At 75.3% G+C, this 18,967-nt stretch carries 18 protein-coding genes; 2 read left to right on the forward strand and 16 right to left on the reverse strand.

Annotation, left to right across the window (positions count from 1 at the left end; all coding sequences use genetic code 11):
- Positions 1-12 precede the first annotated feature (12 nt).
- The 4 genes from ACFVT2_RS11065 to ACFVT2_RS11080 form a co-directional block, all read right to left on the reverse strand.
- The gene (locus ACFVT2_RS11065) at positions 13-828 is read right to left on the reverse strand and encodes an enoyl-CoA hydratase-related protein (RefSeq protein ID WP_390015075.1); all 816 of its coding nucleotides are present in this window, start codon (positions 826-828) and stop codon (positions 13-15) included.
- A gap of 2 nt (positions 829-830) precedes the next feature.
- On the reverse strand, positions 831-1,781 hold the full coding sequence (locus ACFVT2_RS11070) for a DUF6039 family protein (protein WP_390015077.1): 951 nt from the start codon (positions 1,779-1,781) through the stop codon (positions 831-833).
- A gap of 82 nt (positions 1,782-1,863) precedes the next feature.
- A complete protein-coding gene (locus ACFVT2_RS11075; RefSeq protein ID WP_390015080.1) occupies positions 1,864-3,240 on the reverse strand; it encodes an alpha/beta fold hydrolase in 1,377 nt (458 codons plus the stop codon).
- 4 nt (positions 3,241-3,244) lie between these two features.
- Positions 3,245-3,988 (reverse strand): PIG-L deacetylase family protein, encoded by a 744-nt coding sequence (locus ACFVT2_RS11080; protein WP_390015083.1) that lies wholly within the window; start codon positions 3,986-3,988, stop codon positions 3,245-3,247.
- A 276-nt stretch (positions 3,989-4,264) separates the two neighbouring features.
- On the opposite strand from ACFVT2_RS11080, the gene ACFVT2_RS11085 reads away from it, so the two are divergent.
- On the forward strand, positions 4,265-5,473 hold the full coding sequence (locus ACFVT2_RS11085; RefSeq protein ID WP_390015085.1) for a cytochrome P450: 1,209 nt from the start codon (positions 4,265-4,267) through the stop codon (positions 5,471-5,473).
- Here the strand turns inward: ACFVT2_RS11085 and ACFVT2_RS11090 are convergent.
- Entirely contained in the window at positions 5,456-5,659 is a 204-nt protein-coding gene (locus ACFVT2_RS11090) for a hypothetical protein (protein ID WP_390015087.1), read from the reverse strand. The genes ACFVT2_RS11085 and ACFVT2_RS11090 overlap by 18 nt on opposite strands.
- A gap of 75 nt (positions 5,660-5,734) precedes the next feature.
- Between ACFVT2_RS11090 and ACFVT2_RS11095 the strand changes: the two genes are divergently transcribed.
- Entirely contained in the window at positions 5,735-6,154 is a 420-nt protein-coding gene (locus ACFVT2_RS11095; RefSeq protein ID WP_390015088.1) for a hypothetical protein, read from the forward strand.
- 188 nt (positions 6,155-6,342) lie between these two features.
- On the opposite strand, the gene ACFVT2_RS11100 is transcribed toward ACFVT2_RS11095, so the two are convergent.
- From ACFVT2_RS11100 to ACFVT2_RS11150, 11 genes are all read right to left on the reverse strand, one after another.
- Positions 6,343-6,735 carry a DUF4260 family protein gene (locus ACFVT2_RS11100; protein ID WP_390015091.1) on the reverse strand — a complete coding sequence of 131 codons (393 nt, stop codon included), beginning with the start codon at positions 6,733-6,735 and terminating at the stop codon, positions 6,343-6,345.
- Complete coding sequence (locus tag ACFVT2_RS11105) at positions 6,732-7,865, reverse strand: alpha/beta hydrolase (protein WP_390015093.1); 1,134 nt, start codon at positions 7,863-7,865, stop codon at positions 6,732-6,734. The genes ACFVT2_RS11100 and ACFVT2_RS11105 overlap by 4 nt, the downstream gene beginning before the upstream one ends.
- On the reverse strand, positions 7,862-9,106 hold the full coding sequence (locus tag ACFVT2_RS11110) for an FAD-dependent oxidoreductase (protein ID WP_390015096.1): 1,245 nt from the start codon (positions 9,104-9,106) through the stop codon (positions 7,862-7,864). Before ACFVT2_RS11110 ends, ACFVT2_RS11105 begins: the two co-directional genes overlap by 4 nt.
- Before the next feature lie 83 nt (positions 9,107-9,189).
- Positions 9,190-9,954 carry a 4'-phosphopantetheinyl transferase family protein gene (locus tag ACFVT2_RS11115; protein ID WP_390015098.1) on the reverse strand — a complete coding sequence of 255 codons (765 nt, stop codon included), beginning with the start codon at positions 9,952-9,954 and terminating at the stop codon, positions 9,190-9,192.
- Positions 9,947-10,828 carry a 2-oxo acid dehydrogenase subunit E2 gene (locus ACFVT2_RS11120; RefSeq protein WP_390015100.1) on the reverse strand — a complete coding sequence of 294 codons (882 nt, stop codon included), beginning with the start codon at positions 10,826-10,828 and terminating at the stop codon, positions 9,947-9,949. The genes ACFVT2_RS11115 and ACFVT2_RS11120 overlap by 8 nt, the downstream gene beginning before the upstream one ends.
- A complete protein-coding gene (locus ACFVT2_RS11125; protein ID WP_390015102.1) occupies positions 10,825-11,052 on the reverse strand; it encodes a phosphopantetheine-binding protein in 228 nt (75 codons plus the stop codon). The genes ACFVT2_RS11120 and ACFVT2_RS11125 overlap by 4 nt, the downstream gene beginning before the upstream one ends.
- 25 nt (positions 11,053-11,077) lie before the next feature.
- Entirely contained in the window at positions 11,078-12,127 is a 1,050-nt protein-coding gene (locus tag ACFVT2_RS11130; RefSeq protein WP_390015104.1) for a 3-oxoacyl-ACP synthase III family protein, read from the reverse strand.
- Complete coding sequence (locus ACFVT2_RS11135) at positions 12,124-15,030, reverse strand: type I polyketide synthase (protein WP_390015107.1); 2,907 nt, start codon at positions 15,028-15,030, stop codon at positions 12,124-12,126. Before ACFVT2_RS11135 ends, ACFVT2_RS11130 begins: the two co-directional genes overlap by 4 nt.
- The gene (locus ACFVT2_RS11140) at positions 15,030-15,311 is read right to left on the reverse strand and encodes an acyl carrier protein (RefSeq protein ID WP_100602357.1); all 282 of its coding nucleotides are present in this window, start codon (positions 15,309-15,311) and stop codon (positions 15,030-15,032) included. The genes ACFVT2_RS11135 and ACFVT2_RS11140 overlap by 1 nt, the downstream gene beginning before the upstream one ends.
- Positions 15,312-15,382: 71 nt before the next feature.
- Positions 15,383-17,158, reverse strand: a complete 1,776-nt coding sequence (locus ACFVT2_RS11145; RefSeq protein WP_390015110.1) for an acyl-CoA dehydrogenase — start codon at positions 17,156-17,158, stop codon at positions 15,383-15,385.
- On the reverse strand, positions 17,155-18,963 hold the full coding sequence (locus ACFVT2_RS11150) for an acyl-CoA dehydrogenase family protein (protein WP_390015113.1): 1,809 nt from the start codon (positions 18,961-18,963) through the stop codon (positions 17,155-17,157). Before ACFVT2_RS11150 ends, ACFVT2_RS11145 begins: the two co-directional genes overlap by 4 nt.
- Positions 18,964-18,967: the final 4 nt, after the last annotated feature.

The raw sequence follows: 18,967 nt of genomic DNA on the forward strand, positions 1-18,967 counted from the left end.
ACTTGTCCGGGGCTACTCCCAGGGGAGCTGCCGTGCCGTGGTGTAGTCGGTGATCCGGCGCCGGGCCACCGGGGAGGCGACGGCCCGGGTGAACTCCGCCAGCGCGAAGGCGTCGGTCTCCTGGTCGGTGAACCACAAGGCCCGGGCGTACCGCTTGAGTTCGCCGATGGTCCGCGGGTCCAGGCGGGTCAGCCGGACCAGCAACCGGCGCACCGCCGCGTCCGGGTCCGGAACCACCTCGTCAACCAGCCGGAACGCCTCGGCCCGCCGGGCGGACACCGGCTGGGTGCACAGGGCCATCGCATACGCGGGCTGGAAGCCGGTACGGCGCATCAGTGCGGGCAGCACACAGCACGGCAGCAGCCCCCACAGCGCCTCGGGCAGGCTGAACTGGCTGCGCTCGGTGGCCAGGACGAGGTCCGCGGCGGCGGCCAGCCCCACCCCGCCGCCGGCGACCCGGCCGTCGACGGACGCCACCACCGCGACCGGGGCGGTGCCGAACCTTCGCATCAGGGCGAGGAAGGCGGCGCCGCCCTGGCCGGCGCCGGTGGCCGGGCCGCCGTCGGCCAGGTCCGCACCGGCCTCGTCGAAGTCGAGTCCGGTGCAGAAGGTGCCGCCGGAGCCCTCGATGAGCAGCACCCGGCACTCCGGGTCGGCCACCGCCCGGTCGAGCGCCGCGGCCAGGGCGTCCAGCACCGGGCCGCTGAGGCTGTTCTGCCGGTCCGGGCGGCTGAGCGTGACGCGCAGGACGTGCGGCTCGGCGGTGAGACGGACCGGCGGGCCGTCGGCGGGGCGGGTGCCGGTCCGGGGCGGGCGGCGGGTGTCCACGGTCAGAAGCCGATCGGGGCGCCGCCGTGCAGCGGGGTGAGCACGGTGTCGTGGATCGAGGCCGGGACGAAGGTCTGTTCCCAGCCCCCGCCGCCCTTGTGCGCGGGCACGAACTCCCGGCCGAACAGGGCCCGGTAGGCGGTGTCGGTGCGGCTCAGCTCGGTGAGCTTGCGGTACACGTCGAGGTTGTCGAGGTGGATCATCCAGTGGATCCGGTCCTGCTGTCCGAAGGTCTCCTCGTAGAGGTAGACGGTCAACTCGCCGCCGAGCGCCCGGTTGACCTCGGAGGACCAGGCGAAGGCGAACTCCCGGGCCTCGTTGCGGAAGCGGTAGAAGGTCTGGGCGGTGCGGATGACGGTCAGCCCGCTGTCGGCGGAGCTGCGCAGGCGACTGTCGGGGAGGCCGGTCTGGTGGCGGGCGGGCGGCACGAAGGTCGTGGCGTCCGCGTCGTGGTCGTGGTCACCGTGGGCATCTTCGTGGTCGGCGTGGTCGGCGTGGTCGGCGTCGTGGTCGTCGAGGCCGTGCTGCGGGACGTACACCCGCTCGCGGAAGGAGCCCTCGACGAACATCCGCTCCCAGTTGCCGCCCTGACGCTCCGTCAGCCGGTCGGCCTCGGTGATCTCCTTGAAGGAGCGGTCGTGGTCGGCGATCTCCAGGAACCGGCGGTAGTCGTCGGGCTTCTTCATGTGGATCAGCCAGTGCAGCCGGTCCACGGCACCGAGCACCTCCTCGTGGACGAGGACGGTGGCGGTGCCCGCCATCACCTTGTTGAGGTGCTCGACGAGGTCCGCGGCGAACGCCCGGCCCTCGGTGCGGTAGGCATGGTCGAGCTGGCCGGCCCGGTGGATGATGAATCCCGCGTTGCCGGAGTGCAGCAGGTCGCCGCCGGCCCCGGCGGGTCCCGCCTGCGCCGCGCGGAACGCCCCCGTTGCCGCGCTCAGCGTGTCGGTCATCGGTCAGTCCCCTTCTTCGTGCGACGGGCCGTGCGCGGCCCCGTATCGGATGACGCTAGGGAGGGGTGTCCCGCGGTGCCGCTCACAATTGAGCGGGGGTGCGGGGCGCCCCGATGGGCTCGACCGCCCTTAGGAAGGCGGTCAGCAGTCCGGCGATCTCGCGCGGCCGGTCGTGCATCGAGTGGTGGGTGGCGCCGGCGAGGTGCCGGTAGCGGGCGTCCGGGAAGCGTTCCACCGCCGCCGCCAGCCGCTCGGGCGACGCGATCCGGTCGTATGCCGCGCCCACGCACAGCACCGGGACCCGCACCTGCGGGGCGTGCGCCAGGGCGTCGTCGGCCCAGTAGTCGAGGAGTTGGCGGGCGTAGGCGGCGAGGGCCGGGCCGGTGGCGAACGGGCGGCGCAGTTCCTCGTCGAGGGCGCGGGCCGGGCGGGCCAGCACCTCTTCGGCGAAGCGGTGCGGATCGGTCTCGGGGTCGGTGTCGGGGTCGGTGTCGGAGCCGGCTCCGGTGCTGGCGGCGGGGTCGGTCCCGCCCCCGCCGTCGAATATCCGGCGGAGGGTGTCGGCCATGGTCGGCCGGGCCGCCACCGCCCGGCACAGTTCCTCCAGATTGCGTTCGTAGGGGGTGTCCGGTTCCCGGCCGCCGGTGTCGTCGGTGCGGCGGAACGAGCCGTGCAGCCAGACCATCGACCGCACCGCGTCCGGGCGGCGGCGGTGGAAGGCCATCGCGACCTTGGGGCCGGTGCACCAGCCGACGAGGTGGCAGGCGGTGGCGCCCTCGGCGACCAGTACCGCTTCGAGGTCGGCGGCGTGGTCCCGCACCCGCAGCGGCCGGGAACCGGGGGCGGTGCCCCGCGGCGCCCACGTCACCACCCGGTGCTCTTCGGCGAGTTGCCCCATCAGCGGGTACCACAGGGCGGGGCCCATGCCGAGGGCGTTGAGGAGGACGACGGGCGGCGCGTCCTCCCGGCGGGGGCCGGCCGCGGCGTAGTGCAGCACGCCGCCCATGACGCCGGTCCGCTCCGGGCGGCGGGCGGCGATCCGTTCGGCCGCAGCCCGGTCCAGGCGGTCGCGCTCCTGCTGGGCGGCGGCCACCGAGCGCAGCACGGCGGCCAGTTCGGGTTCCGGCGGGACGGCGGTCAGTTCCGGTTCCGGTTCGGGTTCCGGTGGGACGGCGGCGGGAGTAGCGGCTGCGCCGGGTCCGCCGGCCGCCCGCTCGGCGACCAGTCGGTCCACGGCGGTCAGCGCCTCCGGGCCGTCGGCCGGTTCGACGGTCAGGCCGTAGGTGTCCCCGATGAGCCGGGCCAGGGTCCCGCCGGCCACGCCGCCGTAGCGTCCCAGGAGGTCCCGGTCGAGGCGCAGCGGCCGGTCGGCGAAGTAGTCGGGACATTTGCCCCGGACCTCCGCGGCGGTGTCGTGTACCGCGTCCAGCAGCGGACGCAGGCGGTTCGCGGCGTCCACCGGCTCAGCGGTTGAGGAGTTCGAAGGAGGCCGCCGGCCGGCCGCCGAACCGCTCGCCGATCTGCCGGGCGAACCCGGTGATCGGCCCACGGACGTCCCCGATCCCGGCCCCGTCCAGATAGACCCGGTGTGCCTCCAGGGAGGCCACCGCGGTGTCCAGGGTGGCGGTGAGGTCGACGGCGTGGGTGGGTTGCGCGGAGGAGGCGATGGCGACGTGCCGGACGCCGCTCCAGGGTTCCAGGCCCTGTTCCAGCAGTTCGGGGAAGACCCAGCGGTTGGCGGCGTCGGCCACCGCGTCCAGCGCGGCCCGTCCGGTGTTGCGGTGGTCGGGCATGTTCCAGCGGTGGTTCACCCAGGCGAGGTCGCGGTGGTTGTAGGTGAGGACGAGGTCGGGGCGGTGGCGGCGGATCGCCGCCGCGATGTCCCGGCGCAGCGGCAGCCCGTACTCGATGACGCCGTCCCGGTGGTCGAGGAACTCGACCTCCTTGACGCCGACGATCTGGGCGCTGTCGCGCTGCTCCGCCTCGCGGACCGCCCGGGCCTCCTCGGGTGCCATCCCGTCGATGCCCGCCTCGCCACGGCTGGCCAGCAGGTAGACGACCTCCTTGCCGGCGGCGGTCCAGGCGGCGATCGCGCCCGCGGAACCGAACTCCAGGTCGTCGGGGTGGGCGACGACGGCCAGCGCCCGCGCCCAGTCCTCGGGGAAGGGCGCCAGTTGTCCCTCGGTGGTGGATGTCGCGTCGGTCATGGTGCGCGGCCTCTCCTTCGGTCCGTCTCCGGCCGGCCCGCGGACCCTCGCGGATGCGGGCCGGCCCGCCACCATGCGGCCGGCAGCGGCGCCGCGTCTGCTCAGGAGTGAGCGGCCCCGGATCCGGCCCTCCAGCCGGCCTCGACCGACGCTGTGCACCGCCGGGCGATGCTCACTGCGACCGTCCACAGCCCGCCCGCCCCCACCCTTCCCGGCCGCCCACCCTCCCTCCATCCCTCCATCCCGTCCGTGCACCGCCGCAGCCCCGGAGGCACCATGTCCGACCGCGCCCCTGCCGCCGCCCCCGTGCGCGACTACCCCTTCACCCGCCCATCGGCCACTCAAGTGCCGCCGCTCTACGCTGAGTTGGCGGAACGGGAACCGGTCTGTCCGGCCCGGTTCCCCAGCGGCGACGAGGGTTACGTGGTCTCCCGTTACGAGGACGTCCGCACCGTACTGGGAGATCCCCGGTTCAGCCGGGCGGCCACCGTGGCGCCCGGTGCGCCCCGGCTCACCACGGTGGCGTTCGAGCAGGGCGGGCTGTTCACCATGGACCCGCCCGAGCACACCCGGCTGCGGTCCCTGGTCGCCCGGGAGTTCACCCCGCGCCGGGTCGCGGCCCTCGCCCCGCGGATCGCGGAGCTCACCGGCGCGCTGCTGGACGCCATGGCGCGGCACGGCGGCCCGGTGGACGTCCTGGAGGCGCTGGCCCAGCCGCTGCCGGTGGCGGTGATCTGCGAACTGCTCGGGGTGCCGCCGGCCGACCGGGCGGACTTCCGTGACTGGTCGGAGGCGGTGCTGTCGATCACCGCACTGGACCGCGAGGAGGCGCTGGCCCGACGCGCCGCCCTGCTGGAGTACCTGGGCTCGCTGGTCGCCGCCAAACGGGCGGAGCCCGGTGACGATCTGCTGAGTGCGCTGGTCGCGGCCCGTGACGAGCGGGGCCGGCTCTCCGAGCGCGAACTGCTGACGATGGTCCTCACCCTGCTCGTCGCCGGCTACGAGACCACCGCCTCGGTGCTGGGCACCGCCGTCTTCACCCTGCTGCGCCATCCGGGCGCCTTGGCCGCGCTGCGGTCCGCCCCGGATCAACTGGACGCGACCGTCGAGGAGTTGCTGCGCGTCAACCCCATCGGGGACGGCGGGCCGCTGCGCGTCACCCTGGAGGACGTGGAGCTGGCCGGGTGCCCGATCCCGGCCGGCAGTGCGGTGATCGCCGCGGTCTGCGCCGCCAACCGCGACCCGGCCCGCTTCCCGGACCCCGCCGCCTACCGCCCGGACCGCCGGGACGGTGCCCATCTCGCCTTCGGTCACGGCCCGCACTTCTGCCTGGGCGCGCCGCTGGCCCGCGCCGAACTGCGGATCGCCCTGGGCGCGTTGGCCGCCCGCTTCCCCGACCTCCGGCTCGCCGTCCCCGAGGACCGGGTCAGGATGCGGTCCGGGTTGATGCTCAACCGCCTGGAGGCCCTACCGGTCGCCTGGTGACGGCCCCGGAACGGCGACCCGTGACTTCGGGGCGGCCTCGGGGCCGTAGGCCGCCGTGTTGAGCTCGGCGATGCGGGGCTTGGTCGGACGGGGCAGGGACCCCGCACTCCCCACCCTCCCGCGCTCCTCCAGCATCTCCGGGAAGCGGTCCGGCCTATCCGGCGCGTCGATGGATTCCTCCGGCATATTTCGTATTAGCCTTCCATAACTGTACGAAGTCGGGCATTAACTGACACATCGTCGCAATCCACCGGAGAAGAAATGCACAAGCTTTACAAGGCTGCCGTCCTGGCCGCCGCCCTCGGCAGCATTGGCGTACTCGGCGCCGGCACCGCCCACGCGGGCGGTCGCGGCGGCAACGACTTCAAGATCGGCCAGGGTAGTTCCTGCCGCTCGCACGACCTGAACGTCGATGTGCTCGGCGAGGTCGGGATCCTGAACGGCCTGCTGGGCAACGCGCTCAACGGCGAGGGCTCGCCGGGCGCGCAGGCCACCTCGATGGGCTCCCGCATCGGCTGCGACAACTCGTTCGGCGGCCGTGGCGGCGACGAAGGCGGCCGTGGCGGCGACGAAGGCGGCCGTGGCGGCGACAATGGCGGCCGTGGCGGCGACGAAGGCGGCCATGGCGGCAACGACGGCGGCCGTGGCGGCGGCGAAGGTGGCCGTGGCGGCGACATGTAAGGGACAGAAGTAGAAGTAGGAGAGAGGGGCCCCGGCGTCCGATCCCACCGGACGGGCGCCGGGGCCCTGTTGGCGTTCGCGCTCGCCGGCGGATGCCCTTCTCGGCCTTGCACTCCAGGACGAACGGGCGGGCGCGGAGGTCTCCCTGCCCCGGTTACCCGACCTGACGGGCACTGCCTGGTGCCGTATCAGGTATCCGATGCCCTACCCGCGACGAATCCGTCCGCGTCCCGTGGTCCGTAGCCCCAGGCCCGGTCCCAGCCCAGGTGTCCGAACCAGGCCAGGCCGGCCACCAGCAGGGAGCGGTGGCGGGTCAGCGCGGCCGCGGTGAGCAGGGCGGCGGGCACGGCCGGGGAGTGCAGGGCGTTGTAGGGGCCGATGGCGTACCGCGGGAGTTGGCGCCAGGTCGGGGCCGCGGACGCGCCGAGGAGCAGTGCGGTGTCGGGGGCCAGGGCGGCCGTCCACAGCACCTTGTTGCGCGGGCCGGCGATCCGGGCGCCGGCCAGGAGTGCCGCGATCCCCAGCGTCCCGCTCAGCGCCCGGCCGGCGGGGGCGGTCCAGGTCCAGGTCGTGGACGTCATACCGCACCGCCGGGCAGGGCGTGACGGGCCCGGGCGGTTGCGGCCAGGCCGCCGAACAGTGCGCGCCGGGCCGGATGGGCCCGGGCGGCGCGCACCGCGTGGGCCAGCAGATAGGGGCGGACGACGGCCAGGTGCGCGGGGGCACCGTGGACGTCGTCGAGGACCAGTGCCCGGCTGCGGGCGACGGTCCGGCGGAGCAGTCCCACCTCGGTGAGCGGCACGATCTCGTCGCGGAGGCTGGCGACGTAGGCCACGTCCACGTCCAGGCTGCGTAACTGGGCGTCGGTGAGGGCCAGTTCGGGGAGCACGCGGTCGGTGGTGCCGGTGGTGCCGTCGGTGAGGTGGTCCAGGGTGCGGCGGGTGGTCTGCGGGACGTGGCGGCGCCAGGCCGGGTCGCGGAAGAAGGGGCCGAGCGGGGCGCCGACCGTGGCGACCGAGCGGATCCGCGGGTCGTCGAGGGCGCAGCGCAGCGCCAGGTGGCCGCTGAAACTGAGCGCGAGGGCGTGCGTGCGGGTGGTGTCGGTGCGTCCGGTGAGCGCGTCGAGCAGGGCGGTGAACGCGAGGTGGGCGTCGGGTCCGTAGCGGGCGGTGTGCTCGCCGACGCCGGGCAGTTCGGCGGCCACCACGGCCATGCCGAGCGCGGGTGCCAGGCGCAGCAGGGGCGCCCACTGCTCCTTGACGCTGACGATCCCGCCGGTGATCAGCAGCAGGGGGCGGGCCGGGTCGCCCAGTCCGGCGGCCCAGGCGGTCTGGGTACCGGCGGGGTGGGTGACGGTGAGCCGTTCCACGTGGATCCGGCGGCCGCCGGTGCCGCGGCGCCAGCGGTCGAAGGCGGCGGTGCAGGCGTCCTGGGCGCGCTGCCGCCCGGGCCCGTCGACGTACGGGAAGCGGCCCAGGGCGTAGTGCCGGCAGGCGTCCAGCAGGCGGCCGCGGGCGGCGAGCCGGTCGCCGGCCGCGCACCACTCCCCCACCCAGGAGCCGGGCCCGTCGGCGTCCCCGTCGGGCGTGCGGATCCGGGCGAGCAGGGTCCGGCAGGGGGCCGGGGGCAGGCCCTGGGCGCGGGCGTGCAGCATGACCAGGTCGCGGAGTTCGTCGAGGTAACCGGCGCGGGCGGTGGCGGCGGTGGTCACGGGGTCTCCAGGGGGCGGGCCGGGCGGCGGAGGCGTTGCCGGCCGGGGAAGTAGACGGGTTCCAGGACGCGGCGGCGCAGGGCGGGGGTGTGGTGCAGGGCGCGGTAGGCGCCGCGGCGGAGGGCGACGGCGAGCGGAGCGGCGAAGGTGAAGACCCGCTCCTGGCGGAGTTGGAGGGCGCGGGCGCGGCGCACCACGGGTGCCCGGTGGGCCTGGTAGCGGGCCAGCGCCGCGTCCAGGGCGGGCAGGTCGCGGTGGTGCAGGGCGGGTGCGGTGTGGGCGGCGAGGGCTACGGCGTCGGCCAGTGCGTGGTTGACGCCCTGGCCGAGGACCGGGGAGAGGGTGTGGGCGGCGTCGCCGACGAGGGCCAGGCCGGGGGCGTACCAGCGCGGGACGTCGGTCGAGAAGATGTCGAGGAGGGCGGTGCCGGACCAGCCGGTGAGGGTGTGGCAGGCGGTGTCGGCGAGTTCCGGGGCCAGTTCGGCGAGGCGGCGGTGGAGGGCGGCGACGCCCTGGGCGCGCAGCTGCTTGAAGCCGCCCTTGGGGATGTTGAGGCCGACCCGGAGCCGGCCGTCGGCGCTGGGGAGGAAGAGGCCGTGCCGGTTGCCGCGGATCCGGACCTGGTAGGCGTGGCGGTCCCAATTGCCTTGCGGGAAGGGGAGTTTGAGCCAGATGACGTCGCGGTCGAGGGGGGTGCTGTGCCAGGGCAGCGCGGCGAGCTCGCGGACCGTGCTGTGCCGGCCGTCGGCGCCGACGGTGAGGGCGGCGCGCACCTCGACGGTGCCGTCGGGGGTGGTGGCGGCCGCGCCGCGGATCCGGCCGGTGTCGTCCCGTACCAGCGCGGTGACCGCGGCCCGTTCGAGGGTGGTGACCGCGCCGGTCCGGTGCGCGGCGGCGGCGAGGGCGGCGGTCAGGGTGGGTTGGGGGATTTCCAGCGGGGTGCGGTAGGCGTACGGGAAGGAGTCGAAGTCGACGGCGAGGACGGTGCGTCCGCCGTCGGCGACGGTCAGCCGGCGTACCGGCAGGGCGGCGGCGCGCAGGTCGTCGAGGACGCCGAGTCCGGCCAGCAGCCGTACCGCGTCGGGGGCGACGGACTCTCCGCGGAAGGCCCGGCGGGCGCCGCCGTTCTTCTCCAGGAGAACGGTGGAGCGGCCGCGCCGGGCCAGCGCGAGGGCGAGCGCCCGGCCGGCGGGCCCACCGCCCACGACGCAGACGTCCGCAGTCAATTGACGTTCCGTCATGTCGGCCCTCGCCTGCTTCGTCGCTTCCGGTCCGGTCATCGGCCGGACCAGTGGTCCTCCGGCCCGGTCACCCTCCGGCCCGCTCACCGTTCCGCGTCCGCGATCTCCATCAGGGCCTGCATCAGGCCCTCGTCGAGCATGGTTCCGGCGGCGGTGTCGCCGGTGTCGCCGAAGCCGGCGTCGTACCGCGCGATGCTGATGGTGTAGTCGCCGGACACGGTGTGGGTGGCGAACGACCACTCCTCTCCGGTGCCCGGCGCGCCGTCGGGGCACAGCACGGTGACCGGGCGGTCGCCGGGCCCGAAGCCGAACTCGGTGAACGGGAAGCGCATGCCCTGCCCGATCGCCTTGCTGTACGCCTCCTTGAGGGTCCACAGCCGGATCAGCGCGGCATTGCGGTCGGCTTCGGGGACGGCGTCCAGCATGCGCCGCTCGGCGGGGGTGCAGACCTGCCGTTCGATGCCGGTGCGGGCCATCCGGCGGTCGGACAGTTCGGCGTCGACCCCGATCCAGCCGCGCCGGGTGAGGCCGACCAGTAGCAGGTCGTCGGTGTGGCTGAGGCTGATGTCGATCTGGTCGAGACCGCGCAAGTACGGCCGGCCGCCGGGCTTGTAGGCCAGTTCCACGGAGTGCGGCGCGGCGTGGATGACCGAGCAGGCGGCGTACTTGAGCAGCAGTCGCGAGGCGACGAACCGGCCGCGGACCTGCGGGTGCGACATCTTGCGGTAGCGCGGGTAGTCGCGGCCGAGCAGGGGGCGCAGCCGGGGGTCGTCGGGGTCGGCGGGCAGCCAGCCGGCGGGCCGGGCGTGCACCACCACCGAGCCGCTGCCCGCGAGGGCGTCACGCACCGGCTGCCAGGGACCGTCCGGTCCCGGTGTGTGCAGGACGGCGACCGCCGGCCCGGCCGGGCCGACCGTCGGGAGCCCCGGAAGGACCGGCATCCCATTCCTCCAAGCGGCGCACCAGATCGTCCAGGAGTTCCGCGGCCGCGGCGCCGTCCAGCACACGGTGGTCGAAGGTGAGGCCCAGCCGCATGACGGGGGCCGGGACGATCCGGCCGTCCCGGACCACCGGGCGCGGGGCGGTGCGTCCCGCGCAGAGGGTGACGGCGGTGCCTCCGTAGGAGTGGAAGGTGTCCACCCGGCGGTGGCCGAGGGAGCTGACGGCGAACGTGCCGAGGAGTGCCGCTCGCCGGTCGGGGGCGCGGACCGCGGCGCGGAAGGCGAGCCGTCCCAGGGGCGGTGGCAGTCGGCACAGCAGTCGCAGGCCGGCCGCGCCGGGCAGGCTCGCCGGGTCGTCGTCGCGGCAGTGTGCGACCCACTCCTGGAGGGCGTCCAGGTCGAGCCGGTCGGCGTCCGGGAGGACGGCGGTGCGGACGGTGCGGCGGCCGTCGTGGGTGCGGTCGAGGGCGAGTTTGGCGTTGACGGTGCGGTAGTGGGCCAGGCGGGGGCGGGCGGTGCCCAGGGCCGCGGCGTTGGCCTCCGGGTGGGCGGCGAGTGTGCGCGCTCCGGTGAACAGCAGGTAGCTGACGACGGAGTAGCGGTGGCCCGCCTCCCGGGCGGCGGCCCGGTGGGCCTCGACCGCCGACATGTCGACCTCGGCGGCCAGGTGCACCGGGGCGGCGGTGCGGGCCCAGTCGAGGAAGTAGCGGGTGTGGCGGCGGGCCCGGTCGGGGTGCCGGGTGGCGGTGCCGGGGGTGCGCCGGGCGCGGCGGGCCGTCACGGGCGCACCGCCAGGTCGAAGAGGGCGGTGAGGCTGGCGGCGCCGAGGACCTCGGCGACCGGTACCGGCCCGCCGAGCGCGTCCTCCAGGGCGGTCACCAGCCGCAGCAGGTGGACGGAGTCCCACTCCGGCAGGTCCTCGAAGGCGGTGCCGGCGTCCTCCGGGCGTAGGTGCAGTCCGAGTTCGTCGTTGGCCAGCTCGATCAGGTCCAGGACGGTGCGCACGGTCGTACTCCCCTCTCATGCCGCCTCATGCCGCTTCCAGGGCGAACGCGGCTTCGATCCACTTGCTCGACTCGATGGCGACGGCCAGGGCCCGGTCGCCGGGGGCCATCTTGGGCAGCAGCCGGGCCAGTTGCAGGAACGGCAGGGCGTTGCCGGTGTTGCCGGTCTCGGTGACGCAGGAGACCTCGGTGCAGTCCGCCCGCAGTCCGGCGGCCTCGCGCAGTGTGGCGTCGAGGGCGGCGGTCATCTTGCCGCCGAGCTGCGGCGGCAGCAGGAAGTCCACGGTGGCGGGGGGCCAGCCGGTGGCGTCCAGTAGTCCGGTCAGTGCGGTGCGGGCCATCGGCGGGACGTGTTCCTCGACGGCCTTGTAGTCCTCGCTGACGCCGGGGGCGGTGCGGTCCCGGTCGGCGCTGCCGAACCATTCGACGATCTGGCCGGGCTCGCGGTCCCGGCCGTACATGCGGTGGGTGGTGTGCCGCAGTTCCACGGCGTGGCCGAGCGGGTCGCCGGTGAGGACGGCGGCGCCGGCGCCGTCCCCGAACAGTGCGTAGTTGATCAGCGCGCGGGGTGGGAGGCGGTGCAGCGGGCGGCCGAGGTCGAGGTGTTTGGTGCAGACGTCGCCGCCGAGGACCAGGACGGCGGGGGCCCGGTCCGGCGGGGGCGGGGTCTGCCCGAGCAGGGCGGCGGCGAGGGCCAGGGCCTGGACGGCACCGGCGCAGCCGGACTGGAGCTGGTAGCCGGGGACGCCGTCGATGCCGAGCCGGTCGGCGACGGTGGCGGCGGTGGTGGGCATCAGAGTGTCGGGGGTGGCGGTGGCCAGTACCACCGCGTCGATCTCGTGCGGGCCGATGCCGGCGGTGTCCATCGCCTGCCGGGCGGCGGCGGTGCACAGGTCGGCGAGGGTGTGCCGGATCCGGCCGTCGGTGAGGTCCACCGCGAAGTGCCGGGTGCGGGTCCCGATGAAGGATTCCACCCATGCGGGCAGCAGGCCCAGGCGCTCCCCCAGGGTGGCGTTGTCGACGGGCGGCCCGGGGAGCGCGGTGCCGGCGGCGGCCACGTACACCGGGGCGGTCATGCGCGTACCCCGGAGCAGCGCAGCCAGAGGTGTTCCGCCAGGCCGCGCGGGTCGGTGACGCCGTCGAGGAGTTCGGAGAGCGGCACCGCGGCCAGGGCGGGGAAGCTCTGCTCGATGCGGTGCCGCAACTCCATGATCATCACGGAGTCGAAGCCGAGGTCCTCGTAGAAGCGGGCGCCGACCGGTACGTCGGACGGCTCCCGCCCCAGGACGGCGGCGGTGGTCGCGAGGACGGTGTCGAGCATCGCCTCGGGCCCCGCCGGCGGTGCGGCGGCCGGCATCGGAGTGGGCGCGGCGGGCCGGGGGGTGGTCTCCGGGCGGGCCCAGAAGCGGGCGGCCGTGGCGAAGGCGTGCGGGCGGAGGCGGTGGGGGGTGCGCTCGGCCGGTGCGTAGAGCGCCGTCCAGTCCGGGTCGAGTCCGCAGCGGTAGAGCGCGGCGGCCAGTTCCGCGGCCTCCCCGCCGGTCGATTCCGGGCCCTGGCAGGCGGTGCGGCACGCATCCTTCGGTAGCGGCACCAGCCGGTGCGCGAGCGGGGCGAGGACCGGGCGCGGCCCGATCTCGACGAGGTGGGTGGGGCGGTGCGCGCGGTACAGCCCGCGCAGGGCGTCCGCGAACCGTACGGGGGCGGTGAGGTGGTCGGCCCAGTAGGCGCCGTCGAGCGCTTCCCCGTCGCCGCAGCGTCGGCCGTGGACGGTCGAGTGGAACGGCACGGTGGGCACCCCGCCCGACACCTCCGCCGCGGCCCACGCGAACGGCTCCCGCATCGGCTCGACCAGCGGCGAGTGCGCGGCGTGCGAGACCGGCAGCCATCGACTCCCGACCTTGCGCGCCGCCAACTCCCGTTGAATGACGGTGAGTTCGGGGCGGGAGCCGGACAGGACCACGGCGCGGGGGCCGTTGATCGCGGCCAGTGCCACCGTCGTGGTGTCGCGCACCAGTTCCCGGGCGTCCTCCGGCCGGCAGCGGGCGGCGAGCATCGCGCCTCCGGCCGGCAGTGCGCCCATCAGTCGGGCCCGCCGGGCGACCAGCCGGGCCGCGTCCGGCAGCGACAGCGCCCCGGCGGCGCAGGCCGCGGCGAACTCCCCGCTGCTGTGGCCGAGCACCGCGACCGGGCGGACCCCGAGGTCGGTGACCATCCCGGCCAGCGCGTACCCGACGGCGAACAGGGCGGGCTGGGCGCACTCCGTACGGTCCACCCGTTCGTCCCCGGAGAGCACCAACTCGCCTACGGAGTAGTCCAGATGGCCGTCGAGGGCGGCGGCCGCGGCGTCGAAGTGGCGCCGGTAGGACGGTACGGCGGCGTACAGCCCGGCGCCCATGGCGGGGTACTGGGAGCCCTGCCCGGTGAAGAGGAGGGCGACGGACGGCGGGCCGTCCGGGCGGGCGAACCGGTCGGAGTGGCCGAACACGTCGGCGTCCAGCGCCGCCGCCCGCAGCTCCCGGGCGACGGCGGCCGGGTCGCCGGCCACCGCCGCGAACCGGTACGGCAGGCGGGTGCGGACGGTGTTGCTGGTCCAGCAGGCGGCGGCGAACGCGGACCGGGGGACGTCCGGCAGCGCCTCCGACTGGACCAGCAGGTTCCGTTGGAGCCCGGCGGCACTGTCCGCGCTGAGCGTGAACACCCTGGGGACGGCGCCCTGCGCGGGTGGCGTCGAGGGGCCGTCGGGGGCGGTGCCCAGCACCACGTGGGCATTGCTGCCGCCCATCCCGAAGCTCGATACGCCGGCCAGCACCTGCCCCTCCGGCGGCAGCGGCACCGGCCGGTCCGGGAGGCACAGCCCGGCCCGTTCGGGCCCGGGGCCCGGGGTGTCGTCCCCCACGGCGTAGCCGGGCGGCAGTGTCCGGTGGTGCAGCGCCAGTACCGCCTTGATCAGCCCGGCGATGCCCGCCGCGCCCTCGGCGTGCCCGATGTTCCCCTTCAACGAGCCGATATGGCAGGGCAGTTCACGCCCCTCGGCGCCGTAGGTGTCCCCGAGGGCGCCCAGCTCGATGAGGTCGCCCAGGCGGGTGCCGGTGCCGTGCGCCTCGACGAAGGCGACCTCGGCGGGGCGGACCCCGGCGCGGTGGCAGGCCGCGGTGATCACCTCGCGCTGGGCACCGCGGCTGGGGGCGGTCATGCCGTTGCTGCGGCCGTCCTGGTTGATGGCGCTGCCGCGGATCACGGCGTAGACGGGGCGGCCCTCGGCCAGGGCGTCCTCCAGGCGGCGCAGTACCACCGCGCCCACCCCTTCCGCCCGGCCGATGCCGTCGGCCGCGGAACTGAACGGTTTGCAGCGGCCGTCCGGAGCGGCCAGCCCGGAGCGCGCGTAGACCGCGTCGAGAGCGGTGGTGAGCAGGACGTTCACCCCGGCGGCCACCGCATGGTCGCACTCCCCCGCCAGCAGCGCGGTGCAGGCGAGGTGCACCGCGACCAGGGAGGAGGAGCAGGCGGTGTCGACGGTGAGGCTGGGGCCGCGCAGATCGAGCTGGTAGGAGAGGCGGTTGGCGAGCATGGCGTGGCCGGTGCCGGTGCCGGTGCGGGCCGAGACGGTGGCGGGGTCGGCGAGTTGGAGGGCGGCCCAGTCGTCGGTCATGGTGCCGGTGTAGACGCCGACCTGGGTGCCGGCCAGGGCCGCGGGTGGGGTGCCGGCGTCCTCCAGGGCCCGCCAGACGCACTGGAGCAGCAGTCGCTGGCGCGGGTCCATGGTCTGGGCCTCGGCGGCGTCGATCCCGAAGAAGGCGTGGTCGAAGGCGTCCGCGTCGTCGAGGTAGCCGGCCGGCTGCTCGCCGCGGCGGCCGTCGCCGCGGGCGGGCGACGGTGGGCCCACCGCCTGCCGGCCGTGGCCGAGCAGCCGCCAGAACTCCTCGGGGTCGGCGGCGCCGGGGAAGGCGCAGTCCAGGCCGGTGACGGCGATGCCGAGCATCAGTGGGCCCCGGGGGCGGGGCGGGCGGCGACCGCGGCGCAGGCACACAGGTGGCGGGAGAGGGCGGCGACGGTGGGGTGGTCCCAGACCACGGTCGGCTCCAGGACCAGCCCGTAGGCGTCCTCGATGTCGCCGCACAGGCTCAGCGCCGCCACCGAGTCCAGGCCGCTCTCGGCGAACGGCACCGCGGTGTCCAGGTCTTCGACGGGGCGCTCCAGGTATTCGCCGAGGCGGGCCAGCAGCCAGGCCCGGAACTCCGCCTCGTCGGGCCGGTTCTCCATGGTGAACTCCTTTTGCAGCGGGGGCCCTTCGCGGACCCGGGCGGGGGCCGCGCGGGGCGGCCGGGTCCGGTTCAGTCGGCGAGCGGGGTGTCGTACAGGTCGTAGCTGCGGGCGTCGCGGTGGCGGGCCAGGACCTCCTCGACGACCCGGGCCTCGCAGCCGTCGGGGCGTTCGGGGGTGTCCAGGCCCAGGCGCCGGGCGATCCGGTGCAGCGCCCCGGCGAGCCAGCCCGGATCGCCGAGGAACGCCTGGTCGGGGCCGCCGGCGGGCACGGTGTGGTGCAGCCAGACGCCCAGGCAGGCGGCGCCGGCCAGGACCAGGGCGTAGCGGTCGGCGAGGGCGTAGGCGTGCGGACTGGCCAGCGCGGTGCGGTCCTTGGGCGAGAGCCGGCCGCAGGCGTCCTTCAGGCGGCGGAGTTCGTCGACGAGGGAGGTGGCGAGGGCGGTCAGGGCGGGCCGGTAGGCGCCGAGGTCGGTGCGGGTGGTGAGGGCGTCGGCGTGCGCGACGAGGGAGGCGGCGAGCGAGTCGCGGGGCCCGGCCAGCGCCAGGCGCTGGAAGTCGACCGGTGGTAGGCCCTCGCCGGGCCGGAACAGCGTGGCCGGCGCCGGTTCGTCGAGCAGCCACGAGCGGCGGGCCAGGCGGGGCAGCTGCGGGATGATGGTGGCCTGGCAGGCGGCGGTCCCGGCGTGCCCGAGGCTGATCACCGGCAGGTCGCGGACGTGCTTCTGGAACATCCCGTAGCGCCCGTCGCGCACGTAGAAGCTGGCGCCGAGCACCGTGGACAGGTCGTAGGTGGTCTCCCCCAGCATCTTCGGCACCAGGTACTTCACCACCGCGGCCAGCACGCTGGTCTCGGCGGGCAGTACGTGCACCGCGCGGGTGGCGGCCAGCGCGAGGCTGTCGCAGATCAGCAGGTCGAGGAAGGCGCCGGCCAGGGTGGACCGGGCGTGCGGGATGTCCAGGACGGGCCGGGAGTGCAACTGCCGGTCCAGGGCGAAGCCGACGACGGTGCGCAGCGCGGAGTCGGCGCCGCCGAGCAGCATGGAGGGCACCGCGCTGCGGGTGAGTTGGAAGGAGCGCAGGGCCAGTTCGACGCCGTCGCCCTCGCCGCCGACCAGGGCGTCTCCGGGCACCGGGCAGTCGGTGAAGTCCAGGCCGCCGAGCTGGCAGCCGCGCATCCCGACGCTGGGGTAGGCCGGGAGGTACGCCAGTCCGTTGGGCGGCAGGAGTTCCTTGTCGACCAGCAGCACGGAGTGGCTGCGGCTGCCCGGCTCCGGGCTGGTGCGGGTGAACAGCACCAGGGCCTCGGCCCGTTCGGCGTTGTTGATGACCTCCTTGCGGCCGTTGAGGAGGTAGCCGTCCTCGTGCCGGTCGGCGCGGAACTCGTTGCGCACGAAGTCGTTGCCGTGGGCGAGTTCGTGGTAGGCGACGGCCAGTCGCCCGCCGCCCATCAGCAGGTCGGCGGTCCACTGCTGCTGGCGGGGGGTGCCGGCGGCCCAGACGGCGACCGCGGCGAGGAAGGAGGAGGCGCCGTAGCCGAGGCCGAGCGCGCCGTCCCGGCGGAAGACCGTGCGCAGCACCCGGGCGAGGGTGTCGACCTGCACGAACCGGCCGCCGAGGGCGGTGGGCACGAACTCGGCGTTGAGCCGGTACTCGGCGAGCATCCGCTCGGCGACGGGCAGGAGTTCGGCCCGCTCGTCGGCGTCCAGCAGCGCGGTGTCGCGCAGCGGGTTGGCCAGGTCGGTCCGACTGCCGAAGCGCTTCTCCAGTGAGGCGATCCGGGCCCGTACGGCGCTCTCCTCCGACACGGAAGGGGGGCGGGTGCCCTGGGCCGATGACAGGTTCATCTGGGCGCTCCTTCGGCCGTCGTCGACGGCAGCAGTGAGAAGACCTCGCCGCGGAGGTACTGGTCGGTCAGCCGGTCGGTGAGCGGGCCGAAGACCGCGTCGTCCGCGGCGGCCCGGGAGGCGGTCCGGTCCCCGGTGGTGGGGCCGGTGGGGCCGGTGGCGTCCAGCCGGGCCAGTACGCGGCGCAGGGCGGGTTCCAGCCAGGTGGCGGCGGGCCAGTGGCGGCCGATCCGGGGGGCGTGGCGCCAGACGCCGAGGCAGGCGGCGCCGGCCGTGCACAGGGCGAGGGCGGCGGCCCGCTCGAAGCTCTCCGGTGGGGTGCCGGTGACGGTGTGGGCGGCCTTGGGGAGTGCGGTGAGCAGGCCGGCGGCGCGGGCGGTGAGCCGGTGGGCGGCGCGGGCGGCGCCGGCCAGGGCGGGGTCGGCGGCGGCCGCGGCGGTCAGCGCCGCGGTGTGGTCGGGCAGGGCGCCGAGGATGCTGCTGCCGTGGCGGGAGATCAGTGCCAGGTCCGTCAGGCGGGCCGGCGGCAGGGGGGCGTCGGGGTCGTAGAGGTCCGGGTCGGGCAGCCGGTCGGGGGTGGCCGGGTGGTGCCGGGCCAGGGCGCGGAACTGGGAGATCAGGCCGTAGAGGTTGACCATGGTGTTGCCGTCGAAGACGGCCACGATGCGGTGGTCGCGCTCGGTCTTCTGGAAGCGGCCGTCGGCGAATTCGGCGGTGAGGTAGGAGCGGGCACCGAGGAGGCCGCCGAGCCGGGTGAGGACGTCGTCGACGACGGTGGGCACCAGGTATTTGGCGACGGCGGAGGTCAGGCTGAGTTCCTGGGGCAGCAGGTGGATGCTGCGGGCGGCGACGGTGCTGAGCGCCTCCATGGCCAGCAGGTCGGCGTAGAGCTCGCCCAACGTGCGGCGGGTCAGCGGCAGTTCGGCGAGGGTGCGGCCGTAGAGGCGGCGTTCGCGGGTGAAGCGGACGGCGAGGCGGAGGGCCTGGTCGGCGGCGCCGAGGGACAGGGCGGGGCACAGGGTGCGGGAGATCTGGAGGGACTTGAGGACGATCTCGGCGCCGGCGCCGGTCTCACCGACCAGGCTGTGGGCGGGCAGTACGGCGTCGTCGAAGGTGATGCCGCTGATGTCGGCGCCGCGGATGCCGTGGGTCGGGACCTTGGGCAGTTCGCGGTAGGCGGGGGCGGGCAGGTCGCGTTTGTCGGCGAGCAGGATGCTGAAGGCGCGCGGGCCGGGGTCAGGTCCGGTGCGGGCGAGGAGGCAGACCAGTCGGGCCCGGGTGGCGTTGTTGATCAGCCATTTCTCGCCGTTGAGGAGGTAGCCGGCGGCCACCGGCCAGGCGGTCACCTCGCCGGCCATCAGATCGCTGCCGTGGTAGCGCTCGGTCAGGCCGAGGGCGACCGCGTCGCCGGCGTGCACCCGGTCGGCCAGCCGGCGGGCGGCCACCCGGTCGCCGGAGACCCAGACGCAGACCGAGCCGAGGAAGGTCTTGGCGTGTGCGACGGCGACGGTGAGGTCGCGCCGGGCGAGGGTGCGGACCAGGCCCAGCAGCTCCTGGTAGCTGTGGAGTCGGCCGCCGTGTTCGGCCGGGACGTAGTGGTCGGGGAGTCCCCACAGGTCCAGCAGGGCGCAGGCTTCGGCGGGGAAGGTCTCGGTGGCGTCGGTGGCGGCGGCGCGGGCGTAGGACAGCATGCCCGCGGGGTCCTCGGGGTCGCCGAGGTAGCTCTCCAGGCGCTCGGCGGGGGTGCGGCGGGGCGCGGTGTCCTCGTCGGGCGGGGTCCACAGGTGGCTCATGGTGCGCGGCATCGGC

Source organism: Streptomyces sp. NPDC058000, assembly GCF_042886435.1.
GTDB lineage: Bacteria > Actinomycetota > Actinomycetes > Streptomycetales > Streptomycetaceae > Streptomyces.

Coding starts and splice junctions, on each gene's coding strand:
- ACFVT2_RS11070 (WP_390015077.1), bottom strand. CDS start 1,781: ATGACCGACACGCTGAGCGCGGCAACGGGGGCGTTCCGCGCGGCGCAG.
- ACFVT2_RS11080 (WP_390015083.1), bottom strand. CDS start 3,988: ATGACCGACGCGACATCCACCACCGAGGGACAACTGGCGCCCTTCCCC.
- ACFVT2_RS11085 (WP_390015085.1), top strand. CDS start 4,265: ATGTCCGACCGCGCCCCTGCCGCCGCCCCCGTGCGCGACTACCCCTTC.
- ACFVT2_RS11090 (WP_390015087.1), bottom strand. CDS start 5,659: ATGCCGGAGGAATCCATCGACGCGCCGGATAGGCCGGACCGCTTCCCG.
- ACFVT2_RS11095 (WP_390015088.1), top strand. CDS start 5,735: ATGCACAAGCTTTACAAGGCTGCCGTCCTGGCCGCCGCCCTCGGCAGC.
- ACFVT2_RS11100 (WP_390015091.1), bottom strand. CDS start 6,735: ATGACGTCCACGACCTGGACCTGGACCGCCCCCGCCGGCCGGGCGCTG.
- ACFVT2_RS11110 (WP_390015096.1), bottom strand. CDS start 9,106: ATGACGGAACGTCAATTGACTGCGGACGTCTGCGTCGTGGGCGGTGGG.
- ACFVT2_RS11130 (WP_390015104.1), bottom strand. CDS start 12,127: ATGACCGCCCCGGTGTACGTGGCCGCCGCCGGCACCGCGCTCCCCGGG.
- ACFVT2_RS11135 (WP_390015107.1), bottom strand. CDS start 15,030: ATGCTCGGCATCGCCGTCACCGGCCTGGACTGCGCCTTCCCCGGCGCC.
- ACFVT2_RS11140 (WP_100602357.1), bottom strand. CDS start 15,311: ATGGAGAACCGGCCCGACGAGGCGGAGTTCCGGGCCTGGCTGCTGGCC.
- ACFVT2_RS11145 (WP_390015110.1), bottom strand. CDS start 17,158: ATGAACCTGTCATCGGCCCAGGGCACCCGCCCCCCTTCCGTGTCGGAG.
- ACFVT2_RS11150 (WP_390015113.1), bottom strand. CDS start 18,963: ATGCCGCGCACCATGAGCCACCTGTGGACCCCGCCCGACGAGGACACC.